Consider the following 18931-nt stretch of genomic DNA (forward strand, 5'->3'; position numbering starts at 1 on the left):
ATGGACCGCCGTTGCCCCGCCGCGCACCCCGACGACCCGACCCCGTGCGTCGGCACGGTCGTGGTGACCGTGCTGGACGCCTTCAACGCCGGCGCGGACGGGTGCGAGCACCATGGCGCCCGCCTCCTGGCCAGCCTGGAGCGGGCCCGCGTCTACGCCCTGCCCGACGCCCCGGCCGGTGCCGCGATCCGCGTCTTCACCGCCGCCGACACCCTGCGCCCGTTCTGCTGGGTCGACGGCCCCCGCACCGAGGCGTCCCAGCTCAGCCGTGCCGAGAACCGCGCGCGCTCCCGTGACCTCCCCTCTCTCGCCTCCCGTACTGGAGACCTCCCGTCATGACCGAGAACGTCATCAACCTCCACAAGCCCACCGACCCGCCGGCCGGCGAGAACGCCCCGACCGTGCTCACGGTCGTCCCCGACCCGGCACCCGCCCCGCGGCTGCCGCTTTGGGTGCGCTCCGGCCGCGCCATCAAGACCGCCGCCACCGACGAGAACACCAAGACCGTGGTCCGGGCGGTCGCCCGGCACGGCCTGTACACGTTCAACGGTGGCCGGATCGTGGCCCGCCGCACCTGGGACGGCCGCACCGGCGCCCGCTACGAGCGCATGATCCGGGCCGCCGAAGCCACCGGGAACATCGAGGTTGCCGAAGAGTGGGAAGAGCGTCTCCAGCGCTTCCGGCAGGCCCGCCACCACCGCCGCATGGACCTCTTGCACTCCCCGGTGGAGGTGGCCAGGGGTGCCGCCGTCGGGACCGGTATGGGTATCGCCGGGCTGCTCGCGCTCGGGGTCGTCATGGCCATCAACACCAAGCACCCGGCCGACGTCATCACCCCGCTCGCGGCCACCATCGACTTCATCGCCACCCTGATCCGGATCGCTCAGATCGTCTGGGGCCCGGCGCTCACGATCGCCCCGTTCCTGGCCCTGCTCGCGCTCTGGTCGGTCGGCGCGCACCAGAAGGCCGCCCCGGCATGGTCGATGCCTGAGCACCAGCGATCAAGCGACGGCGAGCCCATCACCCCCTCGATCGTGGTCAAGGCCCTGCGCGACCTCGGCGTGCCCGCGCTGCGCAACGCCATCAAGGACATGGGCGACGTGGGCGCGTCGATGCTCGGTCCGATCCGGATCGCCGGATGCGGGGTCGAGGTGGACGTCACGCTGCCGTCGGGGGTGTCCACGATCGAGGTGCAGCAGCGCCGCCGCAAGCTCGCGGAGAACCTGACCCGGCACGAGCACGAAGTGTTCATCACGATCCCCGAAGCCGCCCGCACGGTCCGCCTCTGGGTCGCCGACTCCGGCGCCCTGGACCAGCCGATCGGCCCGTCGCCGCTGGTCACCGACGAGACCATGACCGCCGACTACAAGAAGGGCCGCGCCCCCTGGGGCCAGGACCTGCGCGGCGACGCGGCGGCCCTGAGCCTGTACCAGCGCCACCTTCTGATCACGGGTCTGTCGAACCAGGGCAAGACCGCCTCCCTGCGATCGCTCGCCCTGTGGGCCGTGCTCGACAAGACCATCGAGTTCCGGATCGCCGACCTCAAGGGCGGTGACTGGGTCATGTTCGACGGCCTGGCCACGGTGCTCATCCAGGGTCCGACCGACGAGCACGTCATCAAGGCCACGAAGATGGTCGAAGGTGTGGTCGATGAGATGAACGAGCGGATCGAGGCCCGCCAGTTCGACCCGAACATGGAGTTCCCGCCGCTGATCTGCATCGTGGACGAAGCGCAGGTCGCGTTCATGTGCCCGGTCAAGGACGACCTTGGGCAGCAGTACGGCGGGTCCAAGGCCACCTCCCGGTACTTCATGGCCGTCCGCAAGATCCACAACCAGGGCCGTGCGGTCAACGTGCTGATGTGGCAGGGCACCCAGGACCCCACCGACCAGAACCTTCCCAAGCTGGTCCGCGAGGGCGCCCACACCCGCGCCTCCCTCGCGCTCGGCACCGAGTCCCAGGCCCGCATGGCGCTCGGGGACAAGGCGGTTGACGGCGGGGCGGCCCCGAACCTGCTGCGTCCGGGCCTGGACCAGGGAACCCTGGTCGTCGCCTCCAGCGGGATCGACATCCCCAAGGGCCAGTCCTCCATCACCGTGCGCACGCACTTCATCGGCCACGACGACGCAACCGCCATCGCAGAGCGCGCCAAGGCCCTGCGCGACGGGGTCACGACGCTGCGCGCCGTCGAGAAGGGCGAGAAGCGCGACGCGCTCGCGGACATCGCCTCCGTGCTCGGCACCGACACCCGGGTGAGCACGCAGGACGTTCTCAAGCGGCTCGCCGTGCTCGCGCCGGACGCCTATGGCAAGTGGTCGTTCATCGACCTCAAGCGCGTGCTGGATGGCACCGCGGGCGAGTCCTACAAGTCCGACGGCCGCATGGTCGTCGCCGCCGACCGCGTCGCCCGCGCGCTCGCCGACCGCGACAACCAGGGTTCCGCTTCCGCTTCCCAGTGACAGGGAGCCGACCCCCGGCGGGTCAGGGAGACAGGGAGAACTCCCTGACCCCCTCCCTGACCCGCCTCCCTGGCCCTGACCTGCGTAATTGATCGTCAGGGAGACAGGGAGGCACCGCAGGTCAGACCCCCGAAACCCCCCTCTCAGCACCCCCGGCAGGGGGTGTCTCCGCCTCCCTGAACCGTGACCGGAAGGGATTCCGCATGCACCCCGAGACCACCCCCGAGACGCCCCTGTCGGGCGTCCGGATGAGCGACGACGTCGCCGCCGCCGAAGCGCGCCGGATCATCGCCGACGCCTACAAGCCCACCCCCGACACCCCGACCGCCTACCGCGACGACAGCCCCCTCCCGCGCTTCGGCGACACGCCCCCGGTCATGCAGCCGGACCGGCGGATCGTGCCCGCGTGGGCCGCCGGGACCGCCGTCGCCGGCATCGGCGTCGGAGCCGCCTTCGTCGGCATCGGCTGCGGACTCTGGCTCGCCTGCCAGGGATTCGCCGCCGTCTCCCTCACCAGCGTCCTGTTCGTCACCCTGCCCATCGCCGCCGTGGGCGGTGTCGTCGCCGCGATCGGGACCGCCCTGCGCTCCCTCAAGGGCGTCCACACCGAGACCCACCACCACTACCGGGGCCCGGTCCGGCAGGAGAACACCACCACCAAGACCTACGGCGTGATCGCCCGCACCCGCAACGAACACCACGGCTGACAGGAGAAACCCCACATGAGCGCCATCCTGATCCCCATCGCGGCGCGCATCGCCGCCGCGCTGAACAGCGCCAACGGCACCGGCGAACACGAGGCGGCCATGCGGCTGATGAAGGTCGCCGAAGAAGCGGGCGAGGCATCAGCCGCGTACATCGGCATGACCGGCCAGAACCCCCGCAAGGGCATCAGTCACACCACCGCCGACGTCGCCAACGAACTGTGCGACGTCATCATCGCCGCGACTGTCGCCCTGTACTCCTTCACCACCACCCCGGCCGCCGACCTCACCGCCAAGCTCGACACCGTCGCCCGCCGCCTGGACACCCGACCGGAGGCGTCGTGATCGAGATCCGCGTCATCTGCGACCCCGACGAGGCCGGCCCCATCACCGCCGCGCTGAACAAGGCCTTCAACCTCGGCCCCGTCCGCCACTACCCCGCCCGCGACGGCGGCAAGCGGCGCCTGTACGCCACCGCCGACCACCTCAGCCCCAGCCCCGACCTGGTCGAACACGAGCGCGCCCGCACCCACCCCGCCTACACCAACGCCCCCGCCCAGGCCGACGAAATGGACTGGCTCATCCAGCAAGCCAACGAGGGGAAGCGGGACCGGGAATGGTGGCTGCGCCGCGCCGCCCTCACCGACCGCTTCCACCCCGACCACCAGGCCGAATACATCGCCCGCGCCCTGATCGCCCTGGACCGTGCCGACGTGACCGGCAACCCCCGCGACTACGTCCGCGAGCAGTACGCCGCATGGCACGAGCAGACGGCGCGGCAGGAACGCACCACCAACGCCTAGCTACGCCAAGGGCGGCCCCCCTCTCGCCAAAGACCGGGGCCGCCCTTGCCAACCAGTCACCTACCAAGGAACTGGAGACATCCAGCATGACCCATGCCCCCCGAACCGCGCTGCTCCATGCAGCCCTAGACGCGGCCGGACGCGGCTGGCACGTCTTCCCCTTGCGCCCCGGCCGCAAGTGGCCGCCGGCCCTGCACGGCGAGACGACGTGCCCCCACACCGGCGAGTGCGAGAGCGGGCACCGCAAGTGGGAGCAGCGCGCCACCACCGACCCCGACCGCATCCGCGCCGCCTGGTCTCAGGCCCCGTACAACATCGGGATCGCCACCGGCCCCTCCGGCGTGGTGGTTGTCGACCTGGACCTACCCAAGAACAAGGGCAGTTCGGACGCGCCTGGCGGCGCGGCGACCTTCGCAGCGCTCTGCGAGCGCGCCGGCCACCCCGTCCCCGACACCTACCGGGTGCGGACCGCGAGCGGCGGTGGGCACCTGTACTTCACCGCCCCGGCCGGCGTCCGCCTCACCAACACCGCAGGGACGATAGGGAAGTTGGTCGACACGCGGGCGTGGGGCGGGTACGTGGTCGCCGCCGGCAGCACCACCCCCACCGGAGCGTACGAAGCCCTGTGCGCCCCCGTGGCGGCCCCTGTGCCGCTCTGGCTCCAAACCATCCTGCAACCCGCCCCCAAGCCCGCACAGACCCCCTCAGGGCCCGTAGTGGGGCAATCACGCCGATATGCGGATGTAGCGCTCGTCAGCGAGAGCCGGAACGTGGCCACGGCCCAACCGGGTTCGCGGGAAGGGGCGTTGTTCCGGGCGGCGCGCGCTCTGGGGCGGTTCGTCGCGTGGGGCGACCTCCCCCGGCACGTGGTGGAGCAGGCTCTTCAGGAGGCGGGGCAGGGGGCCGGACTGTCCGCCGCCGAGTGCCGCTCGACGCTCCGCAGCGCACTGGACTGGTCCATCACCCACAACTCCCCTCGCAGGGCGACGGCATGAGCCCCCGATCCCGCCCCCTCCTGAAGAGCACCACCACGACCCCGACCGGCCCGCACGCCGCGCGATCGGCCGGCCCCGTGGCGGCCGTGGGCGAGCCGAAGGACGTCGCCCGTCAGGGCGTCCGAACTGCCCTTCGCCCTGACCCGCAGGCACCGGACGGGCGTTACCCCGTCGCGTGGTTGAACGTCCGGGCCCCGTACGGAGCCACCCCGAGTGCCACGTCGACGTGCCTGTGCGGCCGGCACGAGACCGCGTTCGGCAAGCGGCGAGTGCTCGCCCTGATCACCGACCACGACGACCACCGATACCTGTGCCCGCTCCGTAATCCGCAGGAAGGCGGGGCCGTCTCATGACCGAGCAGGAAGAACTTCCCCCGCCCGGCAACCCGCTCGCCGTCGCCCGCCGGCTTCTGCCCGACTGGCAGAGCCCGGAGGGACACCTGGTGTGCCGGCGCTGGCGCGGCTCGTGGATGCGCTGGACCGGAACGTGCTGGCGTGAGCTGGACGAAGCGCAGGTACGCGCCGGCATGTACACCCGTCTTGAGCACGCCATCCACCTCGCCCCTGGCAAGGACGGCGAGCCCGAAGAACGGGACTGGGCACCCACGAAGCAGAAGATCAGCAACCTGCTCGACGCCCTGGGAGCCATCACCCTGCTGCCCACCGACACCGACGCCCCCGCGTGGCTGGACGGCGACCGTGCGGGCGAGGCGGACGGCGGGCCGATCGTGGCGTGTGGCAACGGCCTGCTCCGCATCCGAGACCGCGCCCTGCTCCCGCACACCCCCACGTTCTTCAACCACGTCTCCGTGCCGTTCGCCTACGACCCCACCGCGACCGCCCCCAGCTGGGAACGCTTCCTCGCCCAGCTCTGGCCCAACGACCCCGACGCCATCCAGGCCGTACAGGAGTGGTTCGGCTACGTCCTCTCCGGCCGCACCGACATGCAAAAGATCCTGCTCATGGTCGGCCCGACCCGATCCGGCAAAGGCACCATCGCCCGCGTCCTCAAAGAGCTGGTCGGCAAAGAGAACCTCGCCGGCCCGACCCTGGCCGGACTGGGCACGAACTTCGGCCTGGCCACCCTGATCGGCAAGCCGCTCGCGGTCATCTCCGACGCCCGTCTGTCCGGCAACGACAACAGCCAAGTCATCGAGCGGCTGTTGACGATCTCCGGTGAGGACACCATCGACATCGACCGCAAGTACCGCGAGGCATGGACCGGTCGCCTGCCTACCCGGTTGATGATCCTGTCCAACGAACTCCCGCACTTCGGCGACTCATCCGGCGTCATCGCCCGCCGTTTCGTCATCCTCAACATGACCGTCTCCTGGCTCGGCAAGGAAGACACCACCCTCACCGACCGCCTCGCCGCCGAAATGCCCGGCATCCTCAACTGGGCCCTGGACGGACTCACCCGCCTCGGGGCCACGGGTCGGATCACTGAACCGGCATGCAGCCGCGAAGCGGTCACCACCATGCAGGACACCGCCTCACCCACCAGCGCATTCATCCGCGAACGCTGCACCACCGGACCAACAAGCAGCGTCCCCGTAGAGACACTGTGGAACGTCTGGCGGGACTGGGCCGAGGACAACGGCGTCAAGCCCGGTACGAAGCAGGTGTTCGGCCGCAACCTGCTCTCCGTCATCCCCCAGCTTCAGCGCACCCGCCCCCGCGACGCTTACGGCCAGCAGGTGGCCACCTACACCGGGATCACGCTGAACGCGTCAGAACCACATCTGTCTGAGTCGTGACTCATCGCGACTCAAGCCCCCACCAACCCGCTCTGAGTCGCGATGAGTCACGACTCAGAGCAATGTGATTCCAACCTGCGGAGGACACAGTGAGCGCACCCGCCACCGTCCGGGCCGATCCCCGCGCCACCCTCCGGGGAGGCCTCCCAGACCGCTACCTCACCCCGGACGACATTGCCGCGATGTTCGAGGTACCGGTCGAAACCGTCTATCAGTGGCGCAAGAAGCGGACCGGCCCGCCCGGATTCCGCATCGGCAAGCACGTCCGCTACGACCCGGCCGACGTGCGCGCCTACGTCACCGAACGAAAGAGCGCCGACCAAGCCGCCGCTTGACGCGGCCACAACCGCACAGCCCAACATCCCAGGGAGGGCCACACCGTGGCCCTCCCTGTCTATGCCCGGAAGGGAACGCCACCTCATGGCAGGCCACATCCAAGACCGCTGGTACAAGACCGAAACGACCGCAGACGGCAAGACCGTCCGCACCAAGACCGACCGCCACGGAACCGGCCTGCGCTACCGGGCCCGCTACATCGGCCCCGACGGCACCGAGAAAAGCAAGTCGTTCCGGGACAAGGAAATGCGGCTTGCCAAGCAGTGGCTCACGCAGATCGAGGCGGACATGTCGCGCGGGCAGTACATCGACCCCCGCGCCGGAAGGACGACCTTTCGTCAGTACGCGGAAACGTGGGTCAAGACACACACCGGGGAGATCAACAGTCGCGAGGCCGCAGAACGACGTCTTCGGCTGCACGCCTATCCTCACCTCGGCTCGCGTCCCCTCGGTTCGTTCAAGCCCGAGCACATCCGAGAGTGGATCGCCAGCCTGGAAGCCACGGTGCCGGCGGAGTCGCACCGACGCATCATCGTCGGTACCGTCTCAGCCGCGCTGAGTGCAGCAGTCGAGGACGGCCTGTTGAGCAAGAACCCTTGCCGGGCCCGCACGGTGAAGCTCCCGAAGCCGGGGAAGCCGCGCGTCGAGCCGTGGACGGCCGCGCAGGTCTTCGCTGTACGCGCCGCCCTCCCCCGCTGCTACCGGGCCACTGTCGACGTCGGCGCGGGTTGCGGACTTCGACAGGGCGAGATCTTCGGCCTGGCCCTGGAAGATCTCGACTTCGAGGGCGGTTGGCTGACTGTCAGCCACCAGCTCAAGCGCATTCGGGGCAAGTACGTCTTCGCGTTGCCGAAGGGTGGCAAGGTTCGGGATGTGCCTCTGCCCAAGGCCGTAGCCACTGTCCTCCGGGACCACTCGAAGGAGTTCGAACCGATCGATGTGACGCTCCCGTGGCGGACACCCGATGGGCTCCCCGTAACGAAGCGGCTCATCTTCCGTGGGGTCGAGGGGCGGCATGTCCGGGTGAGCACCTTCAACACCTACCAGTGGAAGGCCGCTCTGGCTGCTGCTGGCGTCATTCCGGCGCGGGAGACGGGCGAACGGTACGCCTCGGCCCCCGAGGACGGCATGCACGCGCTCAGGCACTTCTACGCGTCAGTTCTGCTGGACGCGGGAGAGAGCATACGGGCTCTGAGTTCCTACCTCGGTCACGCCGATCCGGGGTTCACCCTCCGGACCTACACGCACCTCATGCCGAGCAGCGAGGGACGCACCCGGAAGGCGGTGGACAGCCTCTATTTGGCGTCGACTCCTCAAGATCACGGCCCAGAGACGGCCCAAGCCGCCTGAGACGGCCCCGGCCAGGAGCTAACATCCTGGTCGGGGCCCTGCGGGGCCGGATCACGCAGACTTCATCTACTTCTGGCCCCTGTACACGGGCACGGCGATCCCCATCGACTCCTGGCGATCGCGGATGTGGCTCGACACCTGGGTCTAGCCGCGGATTTGCCGTGACCCAACTCCCGGCCAGCAGAACGTCCCGCCGGCCGGCAGCCTGCGGGACGTTTCCGCGCCCGACCGTCAAAAGGCCGGGCAACCTGCCTACTTCGTGGAAACTACCTGAAATTCACGGTCACGGGGCCGCCCGCAGGTTTCGTGACCTGGAACGTCTTCGAGTACGAATGCGTCTCCTGCTGATCGTCCACACAGGCGATCTGGGCGGTGGCCAGCGTGCCGGACTTCGGAATGCCTGTGAGCTTGACCGAGTACGACTCGGCCACTTCCTCGCCCGGCAGCTCGTCCCCGCCCTGAACGCCCTTGCTGGGCGTTATCGTCACCTTGTCCGGTGTCGAGTCTCCGTACCTCGCACAGCTCACCGTTCCCGAGACCACGACCCTCACCCCGGAAGCGTGTGCCGTGCCGGTCGCTACCAACGGAGCGGCGAGAGCCAGCGAGGCCACGGCCGCGACAGTGCCGATTTTCTTCCTTGTATTGCTGCTGAAATTCTTCATTTCAGCCTCCCACGTTCAGACGACTTTACCGAGGACATCGGGTTTCCTGGACGCAAGCCACGACGCCGACCCGCGTATGTGGCGTATCGCCATGTGAGTTTGCGCCTACCACATGGGCGCTGGATGGCGCTGAACGCCACTTGAGAGCCGGCTGACTCCGGCTTCGGACGCCAACTCCCTTGCGGCTGAGTACTCCTACAGGTGTGACGCCTCTTTCGACCGTAGCGAGCAGCGGGCACTGCCGCCACTTTTCGCCCAGAAGCACGCGATTAACCTTTCAACCGCTACGCAGATGCCGCAATGACCTGCAAAATATCGGAGTTCGAAAGCCGGTGCCTACGGCAATCAAAAAGCGAGGCGCGCGGCGATGAGCCTGTAGGGGTACAGCGCCGTTTCGGGATGTCCGACTGATGCGGTTGTCGCACCCCTCCCGTGGATATGCGTACGACAGGGCGCTCTTGGCCGGTTCGGACGACCAACAGTTCGGCCAACAATCGGTCAACCCCTGTCACAGGATCCCCACAACGACCTACAGTGCGAGTCACGGTCAGCTTTTGAACGCGTTCACAAAATGCGGCAAAAGGTCACGGGGAGGGATTTTCGCACTATGCGCAAGGGGGTCAAGGGAGCCCTGATCGGCGGCGTCTGCGCGGCCGTGCTGGGCGGGGGCGGGTACGCGGCCTACAACGTCCTTTCGACGTTGCACGGTGACAGCACACCGGCCGTGCGGACCGGGCCGCCGACGAAGGACGAGGTCGCGGACACCACGCGGAAGTTCTTCGCGGCCTGGGAGAACGGCCGGTCGGCGACCGCGGCGTCGCTCACGAACGACTCGGCCGACGCCGAGCCCGTGCTCACCTCCTTCAGTGACGTGGCGCACATCAAGGACGTGCACATCACGCCCGGCAAGGTCACCGGCGCCACCGTGCCGTACAGCGTGAAGGCGACCGTGTCCTACGGCGGGAAGTCGAAGCCGCTCGCCTACAAGAGCCGGCTGACGGTCGTGCGCGGCGAGACCACCCACCGTGCGCTCGTCGACTGGGACCCGTCCGTGGTCCACCCGGAGCTGAAGCGGGGCGACACGCTGTCCACCGGCGAGGCGGCGAGCCCGCCGATCGAGGCCGTGGACCGCAACGGCAAGGTGCTCACCAAGGACGCGTACCCGTCCCTGGGCCCGATCCTGGACGAGCTGCGCAGCCGCTACGGCGACAAGGCCGGCGGCACCCCTGGCGTGGAGCTGGTCATCCAGCACGCGTCCGACGAGTCCGCCGACACCACGCTGCTGACCCTCACCGAGGGCAAGGCGGGCAAGCTGCGGACGACGCTCGACGCGCGCGTGCAGGCCGCCGCCGAGACCGCGGTGACCAAGTACGCCGAGTCGTCGGTGGTGGCCGTCAAGCCCAGCACCGGGGAGGTGCTGGCGGTCGCCAACCACCGCGAGGACGGCTTCAACGCGGCCTTCCTCGGCGAGCTGGCGCCCGGCTCCACCATGAAGATCATCAGCGCCGCCACCCTCATCGACACGGGGCTGACGACGGCGAACGGCCCGGCCCCCTGTCCGCCGACCGCGACCTGGCAGAGCCAGACCTTCAGCAACCTCAAGGGACTTGCGCCGGACGAGAAGGCCACCCTCTCGGACAGCTTCGCGCGCTCCTGCAACACGGCGTTCGTGAAGTACGCGGACTCGGTCCAGGTCGACTCGCTGACCAAGGAGGCCGAGGACCGGTTCGGGCTCGGGAAGAACAACTGGAAGGTGGGCATCCCGAGTTTCGACGGCCGGGTCCCCGCCTCCGGCGGCCCGGACACCGCGGCCAACCTGATCGGCCAGGGCCAGGTGCAGATGTCGCCGCTGAACATGGCGTCGGTGGCGGCGACCGCGCTGACCGGGACCTTCCGGCAGCCGGTGCTGGTCCCGCAGAAGCTGGACGGCCGTGAACTGGCCGGCGCGAAGGGCCTGTCGGCCACCACGGTCGCCCAGCTGCGCGCCATGATGAACCGCACCGCGACCAGCGGCACCGCGGCCGGGGTCATGCGCGGGCTGAGCGGCAGCATCGGCGCCAAGACGGGTTCGGCGGAGGTCGACGGCCAGTCCAAGTCGAACAGCTGGTTCGCCGGCTACCGCGACGACGTCGCGGCGGCGGCCATGACCCAGGACGGCGGCCACGGCATCGACGCGGCCGGTCCGATTGTCGCGAGTGTGCTACGGATCGGTGGCTGACGTCACTCCCACAGGCCGGGACTCTAGGCTTGGTGTCGTCGTTGGGGAGCGTGAGGGCTACGGGGCGACGGGGACCCCGGGGGAAGTGCGCGGAGGAACTGAGCTGTGGGCAAGAGAAGGCGCGTCGTCGAGCGACGGAAGAAAAGACCCGCCGTCATCGGCGGAGTGATCGCCGTGGTCGTCGGCGGCGCCGGCTTCGGCCTCTACGCGCTGTACGGCGGCGGGGCGGCCGACGCGGCGTCGTCGGCGCAGTCGGCCGGCCACAAGCCCGTCAAGACCGGTCCGCTGTCGGCCACCGAGGTGCAGACGACGGCGCGCACCTTCCTGTCGTCCTGGCAGCAGGGCAAGGTCACCCGGGCCGCCGCCGTCACGGACGACAGCAAGGCCTGCATCAAGCTCCTCACCGGTTACACCAAGGACGCCCACGTCACGGGCGTCACCCTCACCGAGGGCACCCGCACCGGCGACAAGGTCCCGTTCTCCGTGAAGGCGACGGTGTCGTACAAGGGCGTCAGCAAGCCCCTGTCGTACGACTCGGCGTTCACCGTGATCCGCCGGACCAGCGACGGCAAGCCGGTGGTGAACTGGCACGCCGCGGTCGTCCAGCCGGACCTCGCGGACGGCGACACCCTGGTCACCGGCGAGTCCGGCACCCCGCCGATCAAGGCCCTGGACCGGGACGGCGGGGAGATCACCACCGCCAAGTACCCGTCGCTGGGGACGGTGCTCGACGGGCTGCGGGAGAAGTTCGGCAAAAAGGCCGGCGGCAAGGCCGGCGTCGAACTGCGCGTGGTGCGCGGCGCCGCGTCCGAGAAGGCGAAGCTCTCCGACAAGACGCTGCTCGAACTCAGCAAGGGCACGCCGGGCACCGTGAAGACCACGCTCAGCCCGACCCTCCAGGCGGCGGCCGAGAAACAGGTCTCCACGCAGAAGAACGCCTCGGTCGTGATGATGCGCCCGTCGACCGGCGAGGTCCTCGCCGTCGCCAACTCCAGCCACGGCTTCAACGTGGCCTTCCAGGGCTCCCTGGCGCCCGGGTCCACGATGAAGATCGTCACGTCGACGATGCTGTTCGAGAAGGGGCTGATCACCCCGGACGCCTCGCACCCCTGCCCGAAGACGTACAAGCTCGCCGGGTGGACGTTCCACAACGACGACGACTCCGAGATCAAGCAGGGCACGTTCAAGCTGAGCTTCGGCGCCTCCTGCAACAACGCCTTCATCAACTTCGCGCCCAAGCTCTCCAACAGCGACCTGACCACCGAGGCCCAGCAGGTCTACGGCCTCGGCATGAACAACTGGGCCATCGGCGTCCCCACCTTCGACGGCTCCGTGCCGGTGCAGAGCGGCGCGCAGATGGGCGCCTCGCTGATCGGGCAGGGCGGGGTGCGCATGAACCCGCTGAACATGGCGTCGGTGTCGGCCACGGTGGACACCGGCTCCTTCCACCAGCCGTACCTGGTCGCGCCGAGCGTCGACAACCGGACGATCGCGAAGGCCTCGCGCACGATGTCGTCGAAGACGCAGGCGGAGCTGAAGGAGGTCATGCAGTACACCGCGGCGTACGGCACGGCGGCCAAGGCGATGTCGGGGCTGAGTTCGAGCTGCGGCGCCAAGACCGGCTCGGCCGAGGTCGACGGCCAGAAGAAGCCCAACGGCTGGTTCACCGCGTACTGCGGGGACTTCGCCGCGGCGGGCGTGGTCCAGGCGGGCGGGCACGGCGGCGACACCGCCGGACCGATCGTGGCGGCACTGCTGAAGCTCGGCGCGTCCCTCTAGGCGGGCCCCGAAGAGGCGCGTCAACCGGCCACGGGGGTCGCCATGTAGGTGCGCCTGAGGAACCGCAGCAGCGCCTTCGACTCGAACTGCACCACCGACGTGCCGTGGTCGGAGTGGAACTCGACCACGGCCTGGACCCGCCCCAGCGGCCAGACCCGGACGTCACCGCTCTCCGCGGGCGCCCTGAGGCCCTGCTCCAGCAGCGAGCGCGAGAACGTCCACTCGTCCGTGCCGGGCAGGCCGACGTGTACCGTCCGCGGATCGCCGTCGGGGTCGTAGCGCAGGACGACGGGCACCGCGCCGGGATCGTCCCGTGCGTCCTCGTCGGTGACGATGTGGGCTCGCGCATACTGCTCGACTACAGACATCGGACTGCCCTTTACGCTCCGTGATCTGTGCGAAAGCTGTGCATCCGCTTTCTTATCCAATGTCGCACATTTTCCTTAATGCGCTTGCGGAGACCGCCCTCGCCCGGCATGCGGATCCGCATGTGACGAGCTTCTGGCTCTTGCAAAAGCTTCGCAATAGGACCCTAAAATCGAACCGTGCATGTACCTGACGGATTCATCGACGCCCCCACCTCCGCGGTCACCGCCGTGGTCGCGGCCGGCGCCCTCGCGGTCAGCCTGCGCGGCGCCCGCCGTGAACTCGACGAGCGCACCGCGCCGCTGGCCGGCCTGGTGGCGGCGTTCATCTTCGCCGTGCAGATGCTCAACTTCCCCGTCGCGGCCGGAACAAGCGGCCATCTTCTGGGCGGGGCGCTCGCCGCGATCCTCGTCGGCCCGTACACGGGCGTCCTGTGCGTGTCCGTGGTCCTCCTCATGCAGGGCATCCTGTTCGCGGACGGCGGGCTGACCGCGCTCGGCGTCAACATCAGCGACATGGCGATCGTGACCACCGTGGTGGCGTACGCCGTCTTCCGCGGCCTGCTGAAGGTGCTGCCCGGCGGCCGGCGCTCGGTGACCGGCGCCGCCTTCGTCGCCGCCCTGCTCTCCGTGCCCGCCGCGGCCGTCGCCTTCACCCTCCTCTACGCGGTCGGCGGCACCACCGACGTCGCCATCGGCAAGGTGGCCGGCGCGATGATCGGCGTGCACGTCCTCATCGGCGTCGGCGAGGCCGCGATCACCGCGCTCACGGTCGGCGCGGTGATCGCCGTACGCCCCGACCTGGTGCACGGGGCGCGCGGCCTGCGGCAGGGGCTCAAGCTGCGCGTGAACGGCGAACTGGTGGACGCGCCGGAGCCGACCGCGCCCGTGGCGGCGCGCACCTCCCACCGCGCGCTGTGGATCAGCGGCCTGGCGACCTCCCTGGTGCTCGCCGGGTTCGTCAGCTACTACGCCTCCGCCAGCCCCGACGGCCTGGAGAAGGTCGCCCACGACCACGGCATCGACGCGAAGACGAAGGAGCACGCCTCGGCCGGCTCCCCGCTCGCCGACTACGGCGTCGAGGACGTCTCCGACGCCCGGCTCTCCGGCGGCCTCGCGGGCGTCATCGGGGTCGGGACGACCGTGGTCGCGGGCAGCGCGGTGTTCCTGGCGGTGCGCAGGCGCCGTCCCGGCACCCCTTCGGAGGTGCGCTGACGTGGGTGCGGGGCACGCACACCGGCTCTACCGGCACGCGCACTCGCGCGTGCACGCGCTGCCGCCGCACACCAAGCTCGCCGCCGCCCTCGGCTTCGTGGTCGTCGTGGTCTCGACCCCGCGCACGGCGATGTGGGCGTTCGCGCTGTACGCCGCGCTGCTCGCGGCCGTCGCGCGGCACGCGCGCGTGCCCGCCGGTTTCCTGCTGAGGCGGCTGCTGATCGAGGTGCCGTTCGTCGCCTTCGCGGTGCTGATGCCGTTCGTCGCGGAGGGCGGGCGGACCGACGTGCTGGGCCTCTCGCTCAGCGTGAACGGCCTCTGGGGCGCCTGGAACGTTCTGGTGAAAGGCACCCTGGGCGTCGCGACCTCCGTCCTCCTGGCGGCCACCACGGAGCTGCGCGAGCTGCTCCTCGGCCTGGAGCGGCTGAGGCTGCCGCCGCTGCTCGTCCAGATCGCCTCCTTCATGATCCGCTACGGCGACGTCATCACCGACGAGATGCGCCGGATGCGGATCGCCCGCCAGTCGCGCGGCTTCGAGGCGCGGGGCGTGCGCCACTGGGGCGTGCTCGCGAAGTCCGCGGGCGCGCTGTTCATCCGCTCCTACGAACGCGGGGAGCGCGTCCACCTGGCCATGGTGAGCCGGGGGTACACCGGTTCGATGCCGGTCGTCGACGAGGTGACCGCGTCCCGGGCCCAGTGGTCGTACGCCCTCGCGCTGCCGCTGTCGGCCCTCGTCGTCTGCCTGTTGGGATGGACTCTGTGACCGCTGTTCCCGCTGTTCCCGCCTCCGCTCCCGCTTCCCTGGAGGTCTCCGGCCTCGCGTTCGCCTACCCCGACGGGCACCAGGCCCTGTTCGGCGTGGACTTCCGCGTCGCGCGCGGCGAACGGGTCGCGCTGCTCGGGCCGAACGGCGCCGGGAAGACCACCCTCGTGCTGCACCTCAACGGCATCCTGAGCGGCGGCACGGGCTCGGTGACGGTGGCCGGACTGCCCGTCGGCAAGCGGCACATGGCGGAGATCAGGCGCCGGGTCGGCATCGTCTTCCAGGACCCGGACGACCAGCTGTTCATGCCGACGGTCCGCGAGGACGTGGCGTTCGGACCGGCGGCGGCCGGCCTGAAGGGCGCGGAGCTGGAGGCACGCGTGCGTGCCGCCCTCGACCGGGTCGGCATGGGCGACTTCGCCGGACGCCCGCCGCACCACCTGTCCTTCGGGCAGCGCCGCCGGGTGGCGGTGGCGACCGTCCTCGCCATGGAGCCGGAGATCCTCGTCCTGGACGAGCCCTCCTCCAACCTCGACCCGGCCTCCCGGCGCGAACTCGCCGACATCCTGCGCTCCCTGGACGTGACGGTCCTGATGGTCACCCACGACCTGCCCTACGCCCTGGAGCTGTGCCCGCGCTCCCTGGTGCTCAGCGACGGCACGATCACCGCCGACGGGCCCACCGCCGAACTCCTCGGCGACGACGCCCTGATGCGCGCCAACCGGCTGGAACTGCCCTTCGGATTCGCCCCGCGTCCGTGACAATGGGCCCGTGACGCATCAAGAGGACGCCCGGCCGGGCGCAGGGCCGGTCGCAGCGCCGGGCGCGGCGTCGGCCGCCGGGCCGCCGCGGCTGGACGAGCAGCTGTGCTTCGCGCTGTACGCCGCGCAGCGCGCCGTGACCGCCGCCTACCGCCCGCTCCTCGACGAACTCGGGCTCACCTACCCGCAGTACCTCGTGCTGCTCGTCCTGTGGGAGCGGGGCGAGACCACGGTGAAGGAGCTGGCGGAGGCGCTCCGGCTCGACTACGGCACGGTGTCGCCGCTGCTGAAGCGGCTGGAGGGGGCGGGGCTGGTGCGCAGGGAGCGCTCGGAGCGGGACGAGCGCTCGGTGCTCGTCGCGTGCACCGGGCGCGCGGAGGAACTGCGGGAGCGCGCGGCGCGCATCCCGGACGCCCTGCTCACCACGACCGGGCTCGACGGGGCCGACGTGGCCCGGCTGCGCGAGGAGTTGCGGGAGCTCGCGGAGCGGGCGGGCAGGGCGGCGGCCCCGCGGCCCGCGTAGCCCTCTGCTGTTACCCGCGGTTTCCACCCCCCTCCCCCTCCCGGGGCTTCCTACCGGTCGGTACCTTGTGCACGATGTGCTTGCACACTTCTGTGTTGCCCACCACTGTTTCCGCCCTGGGGGAGGTCCCGCCGTGATCGAAGGCGCCACCGTCGACTCGCGTCCGACGAAGATCATGTATGTCGCCGAGGCGACCGCGCACGGCGGCCGGGACGGGTATGTCAACAGCCAGGACGGCCAGATCGACCTCAAGGTCGCGATGCCGCCGGAGCTGGGCGGAGACGGCAACGGCACCAACCCGGAGCAGCTGTTCGCGGCCGGCTACAGCGCCTGCTTCCACAACGCGCTGATCCTCGTCGGCAACCGCGCGGGCTACGACCTGACCGGCTCCACGGTCGCCGCGAAGGTCGGCATCGGCCCCAACAAGCAGCGCGGCTACGGCCTCGCGGTCGCCCTCAGCGTCTCGCTCCCGGTGCTGGACGCGGACATCGCGGCGAAGCTGGTGGACGCCGCCCACGAGGTGTGCCCGTACTCGAACGCCACGCGCGGCAACATCGAGGTGACGATCGTGCTCGGCTGACCCCGGGCACGTGCCGCAGACCACGTCGTGGCGAGGAATCCGAGGCCCCCGCGGCCGTGTTTCACCCACTGTCACCGGTGGGCGGGAAGGCGGAGGGATCCGGACGTGGACGTGCAGGGCACTGTGGCGGCGGGCTTCGAGCCGGTCAGGGACGCGTTCGCGAGCAACTTCGAGCTGCTCGGGGACCGGGGCGCGGCGGTGGCCGTGTACCGGGACGGGCACCGGGTCGTCGACCTGTGGGGCGGCGCACGGGACTTCGACGCGGACGCCGGCGGCCCACCGTGGGAGCACGGCACCGCCCAGGTCGTGCGCTCGGCGACCAAGGGCGTCGCCGCCGCCGTCCTGCTCCTCCTGCACCAGCGCGGCGAGCTGGACCTGGACGCGCCGGTGGGCGACCTCTGGCCGGAGTACAAGGCGGCCGGCAAGGAGCGGACGCTGGTACGGCACCTGCTCGCGCACCGCGCCGGCGTCCCGGTGCTGGACCGGCCGCTCACGCCCGCGGAGGCCGCCGACCCCGACCTCGGCGCGGCGGCCGTGGCGGCGCAGGCGCCGGTGTGGGAGCCGGGCACCGACCACGGCTACCACGCACAGACGTACAGCTGGCTGACCGGCGAGCTGGTGCGGCGGGTGACCGGGCGGAGCATCGGCGAGTGGATCGCGGACGAGATCGCCGGGCCGCTCGGCGCCGGGCTGTGGCTCGGGCTGCCGGAGGCGGAGCAGGCGCGCGTGGGGCGCGTCGGGCCCGTGCCGGCACCGGAGAGCGCGGGCGCGCTGCGGACCCGGCCCAAGCGGGCCGTCTCCGAGGCGTACGCCGACCCCGACTCGCTGACCCGCCGGGCGTTCGGCGCGATCAGCCCGCTCCCGGACGAGAACGACCCCGGCTACCGCGCGGCGGCCCTCCCCGCCTCCAACGGCATCGCCACCGCCGACGGCCTGGCCCGCTGCTACGCCGCCCTGATCGGCGAGGTCGACGGCGGCAGGCGGCTCTTCACCCCGGAGACCGTCGAGCTGGCCCGCGGCGAGCAGTCCGCGGGCGCCGACCGGGTCCTGGTGGTCTCCACCCGCTTCGGGCTCGGCTACATGCTGCACGGCAGCGCGTCCCCGCTGCTCTCCCCCGCCTCCTTCGGCCACCCGGGCCGCGGCGGCGCGCTCGCCTTCGCGGACCCCGAGTCGGGCATCGCGTTCGGCTATGTCACCAACGGCTTCCGCAAGAGCGTGACGGCGGACCCGCGGGCGCAGGCGCTGGTACGCGCGGTGCGCACGGCGCTGTCGTAACCGCTCCGCGCGCCCCCGCGTACGCCCGCGCTCCCTCGTTCCTCACACGTTGATCGGGTGCGAGTGCCGCCCCGACAGCGCGTCGATCTCGCCGTGCGCCTTGGACAGCAGCTGCATGGCCAGTTCGTTCAGGGCGCGGGCGCCGGCGATCTCCTCGCCGACTCTGGGCTGGTTGCTGTCGGACTCGTGCCGGCTCGCGTGGCCGTGCGCCCGTACCTCGGTGCCGTCGGGCAGGCGTACCAGGGCCACCGCGCGCGTGTGCGTGTCGTCCTCCAGGAACTCCATCTCGACATGCCATCCCACAGCGGTTTTCATCATGTTCATCACGGGACCACCTCCGGAATCGCTGCTTCCAGGGTGCTCCTCCGAGGCCCGGACCGTCACGTC

The 18931-nt window shown here is 70.5% G+C and carries 20 protein-coding genes; 17 read left to right on the forward strand and 3 right to left on the reverse strand.

What is annotated here, in order from left to right; translation table 11 throughout:
* The 9 genes from ACGF5O_RS38715 to ACGF5O_RS38755 all read left to right on the forward strand — a co-directional run bounded on the left by ACGF5O_RS38715 (position 1) and on the right by ACGF5O_RS38755 (position 8403).
* Entirely contained in the window at positions 1-339 is a 339-nt protein-coding gene (locus ACGF5O_RS38715) for a hypothetical protein (protein WP_393814608.1), read from the forward strand.
* The gene (locus ACGF5O_RS38720; protein ID WP_393814609.1) at positions 336-2459 is read left to right on the forward strand and encodes an ATP-binding protein; all 2124 of its coding nucleotides are present in this window, start codon (positions 336-338) and stop codon (positions 2457-2459) included. The genes ACGF5O_RS38715 and ACGF5O_RS38720 overlap by 4 nt, the downstream gene beginning before the upstream one ends.
* A gap of 203 nt (positions 2460-2662) precedes the next feature.
* Positions 2663-3166: a hypothetical protein gene (locus ACGF5O_RS38725; protein ID WP_393814610.1), complete on the forward strand. Its 504-nt coding sequence runs from the start codon at positions 2663-2665 to the stop codon at positions 3164-3166.
* Between the two features lie 15 nt (positions 3167-3181).
* A complete protein-coding gene (locus ACGF5O_RS38730) occupies positions 3182-3508 on the forward strand; it encodes a hypothetical protein (protein ID WP_393814611.1) in 327 nt (108 codons plus the stop codon).
* On the forward strand, positions 3505-3966 hold the full coding sequence (locus ACGF5O_RS38735) for a hypothetical protein (RefSeq protein WP_393814612.1): 462 nt from the start codon (positions 3505-3507) through the stop codon (positions 3964-3966). The genes ACGF5O_RS38730 and ACGF5O_RS38735 overlap by 4 nt, the downstream gene beginning before the upstream one ends.
* A gap of 86 nt (positions 3967-4052) precedes the next feature.
* The gene (locus tag ACGF5O_RS38740) at positions 4053-4961 is read left to right on the forward strand and encodes a bifunctional DNA primase/polymerase (RefSeq protein ID WP_393814613.1); all 909 of its coding nucleotides are present in this window, start codon (positions 4053-4055) and stop codon (positions 4959-4961) included.
* Between the two features lie 349 nt (positions 4962-5310).
* Positions 5311-6717 (forward strand): phage/plasmid primase, P4 family, encoded by a 1407-nt coding sequence (locus ACGF5O_RS38745; RefSeq protein WP_393814614.1) that lies wholly within the window; start codon positions 5311-5313, stop codon positions 6715-6717.
* An 89-nt stretch (positions 6718-6806) separates the two neighbouring features.
* Positions 6807-7052: a helix-turn-helix transcriptional regulator gene (locus tag ACGF5O_RS38750; protein ID WP_393814615.1), complete on the forward strand. Its 246-nt coding sequence runs from the start codon at positions 6807-6809 to the stop codon at positions 7050-7052.
* Between the two features lie 85 nt (positions 7053-7137).
* Entirely contained in the window at positions 7138-8403 is a 1266-nt protein-coding gene (locus ACGF5O_RS38755) for a tyrosine-type recombinase/integrase (protein WP_393814616.1), read from the forward strand.
* Positions 8404-8669: 266 nt separating this feature from the next.
* On the opposite strand, the gene ACGF5O_RS38760 is transcribed toward ACGF5O_RS38755, so the two are convergent.
* Positions 8670-9065: a hypothetical protein gene (locus ACGF5O_RS38760; RefSeq protein WP_393814617.1), complete on the reverse strand. Its 396-nt coding sequence runs from the start codon at positions 9063-9065 to the stop codon at positions 8670-8672.
* A gap of 607 nt (positions 9066-9672) precedes the next feature.
* Between ACGF5O_RS38760 and ACGF5O_RS38765 the strand changes: the two genes are divergently transcribed.
* Both ACGF5O_RS38765 and ACGF5O_RS38770 read left to right on the forward strand, forming a co-directional pair.
* Entirely contained in the window at positions 9673-11283 is a 1611-nt protein-coding gene (locus ACGF5O_RS38765; RefSeq protein WP_393814618.1) for a penicillin-binding transpeptidase domain-containing protein, read from the forward strand.
* Positions 11284-11388: 105 nt separating this feature from the next.
* On the forward strand, positions 11389-13062 hold the full coding sequence (locus ACGF5O_RS38770) for a penicillin-binding transpeptidase domain-containing protein (RefSeq protein WP_393814619.1): 1674 nt from the start codon (positions 11389-11391) through the stop codon (positions 13060-13062).
* Between the two features lie 20 nt (positions 13063-13082).
* Here the strand turns inward: ACGF5O_RS38770 and ACGF5O_RS38775 are convergent, their stop codons facing one another.
* The gene (locus ACGF5O_RS38775) at positions 13083-13430 is read right to left on the reverse strand and encodes an SsgA family sporulation/cell division regulator (RefSeq protein ID WP_393814620.1); all 348 of its coding nucleotides are present in this window, start codon (positions 13428-13430) and stop codon (positions 13083-13085) included.
* A 177-nt stretch (positions 13431-13607) separates the two neighbouring features.
* Here ACGF5O_RS38775 and ACGF5O_RS38780 point away from each other — a divergent pair, with 177 nt between their 5' ends.
* The 6 genes from ACGF5O_RS38780 to ACGF5O_RS38805 all read left to right on the forward strand — a co-directional run bounded on the left by ACGF5O_RS38780 (position 13608) and on the right by ACGF5O_RS38805 (position 18544).
* The gene (locus tag ACGF5O_RS38780) at positions 13608-14642 is read left to right on the forward strand and encodes an energy-coupling factor ABC transporter permease (RefSeq protein WP_393814621.1); all 1035 of its coding nucleotides are present in this window, start codon (positions 13608-13610) and stop codon (positions 14640-14642) included.
* 1 nt (position 14643) lies between these two features.
* On the forward strand, positions 14644-15405 hold the full coding sequence (gene cbiQ, locus ACGF5O_RS38785) for a cobalt ECF transporter T component CbiQ (RefSeq protein WP_393814622.1): 762 nt from the start codon (positions 14644-14646) through the stop codon (positions 15403-15405).
* Complete coding sequence (locus ACGF5O_RS38790) at positions 15393-16166, forward strand: energy-coupling factor ABC transporter ATP-binding protein (RefSeq protein WP_393814623.1); 774 nt, start codon at positions 15393-15395, stop codon at positions 16164-16166. The genes cbiQ and ACGF5O_RS38790 overlap by 13 nt, the downstream gene beginning before the upstream one ends.
* A 10-nt stretch (positions 16167-16176) precedes the next feature.
* On the forward strand, positions 16177-16689 hold the full coding sequence (locus tag ACGF5O_RS38795; RefSeq protein ID WP_393814624.1) for a MarR family winged helix-turn-helix transcriptional regulator: 513 nt from the start codon (positions 16177-16179) through the stop codon (positions 16687-16689).
* 175 nt (positions 16690-16864) lie between these two features.
* Positions 16865-17269, forward strand: coding sequence for an organic hydroperoxide resistance protein (locus ACGF5O_RS38800; RefSeq protein ID WP_393814723.1), 405 nt, complete (start codon positions 16865-16867; stop codon positions 17267-17269).
* A 105-nt stretch (positions 17270-17374) separates the two neighbouring features.
* Entirely contained in the window at positions 17375-18544 is a 1170-nt protein-coding gene (locus tag ACGF5O_RS38805) for a serine hydrolase domain-containing protein (protein WP_393814625.1), read from the forward strand.
* Between the two features lie 42 nt (positions 18545-18586).
* Here the strand turns inward: ACGF5O_RS38805 and ACGF5O_RS38810 are convergent, their stop codons facing one another.
* The gene (locus tag ACGF5O_RS38810; RefSeq protein WP_089102439.1) at positions 18587-18862 is read right to left on the reverse strand and encodes a DUF1876 domain-containing protein; all 276 of its coding nucleotides are present in this window, start codon (positions 18860-18862) and stop codon (positions 18587-18589) included.
* Positions 18863-18931: the final 69 nt, after the last annotated feature.

This window comes from Streptomyces sp. NPDC048291, assembly GCF_043201715.1.
Classification (GTDB): domain Bacteria; phylum Actinomycetota; class Actinomycetes; order Streptomycetales; family Streptomycetaceae; genus Streptomyces.

Excerpts from the sequence above, each read along its gene's own strand:
- ACGF5O_RS38715 (WP_393814608.1), top strand. The coding sequence starts at position 1 with ATGGACCGCCGTTGCCCCGCCGCGCACCCCGACGACCCGACCCCGTGC.
- ACGF5O_RS38720 (WP_393814609.1), top strand. The coding sequence starts at position 336 with ATGACCGAGAACGTCATCAACCTCCACAAGCCCACCGACCCGCCGGCC.
- ACGF5O_RS38725 (WP_393814610.1), top strand. The coding sequence starts at position 2,663 with ATGCACCCCGAGACCACCCCCGAGACGCCCCTGTCGGGCGTCCGGATG.
- ACGF5O_RS38730 (WP_393814611.1), top strand. The coding sequence starts at position 3,182 with ATGAGCGCCATCCTGATCCCCATCGCGGCGCGCATCGCCGCCGCGCTG.
- ACGF5O_RS38740 (WP_393814613.1), top strand. The coding sequence starts at position 4,053 with ATGACCCATGCCCCCCGAACCGCGCTGCTCCATGCAGCCCTAGACGCG.
- ACGF5O_RS38745 (WP_393814614.1), top strand. The coding sequence starts at position 5,311 with ATGACCGAGCAGGAAGAACTTCCCCCGCCCGGCAACCCGCTCGCCGTC.
- ACGF5O_RS38755 (WP_393814616.1), top strand. The coding sequence starts at position 7,138 with ATGGCAGGCCACATCCAAGACCGCTGGTACAAGACCGAAACGACCGCA.
- ACGF5O_RS38760 (WP_393814617.1), bottom strand. The coding sequence starts at position 9,065 with ATGAAGAATTTCAGCAGCAATACAAGGAAGAAAATCGGCACTGTCGCG.
- ACGF5O_RS38765 (WP_393814618.1), top strand. The coding sequence starts at position 9,673 with ATGCGCAAGGGGGTCAAGGGAGCCCTGATCGGCGGCGTCTGCGCGGCC.
- ACGF5O_RS38775 (WP_393814620.1), bottom strand. The coding sequence starts at position 13,430 with ATGTCTGTAGTCGAGCAGTATGCGCGAGCCCACATCGTCACCGACGAG.
- ACGF5O_RS38790 (WP_393814623.1), top strand. The coding sequence starts at position 15,393 with ATGGACTCTGTGACCGCTGTTCCCGCTGTTCCCGCCTCCGCTCCCGCT.
- ACGF5O_RS38800 (WP_393814723.1), top strand. The coding sequence starts at position 16,865 with ATGTATGTCGCCGAGGCGACCGCGCACGGCGGCCGGGACGGGTATGTC.
- ACGF5O_RS38810 (WP_089102439.1), bottom strand. The coding sequence starts at position 18,862 with ATGATGAAAACCGCTGTGGGATGGCATGTCGAGATGGAGTTCCTGGAG.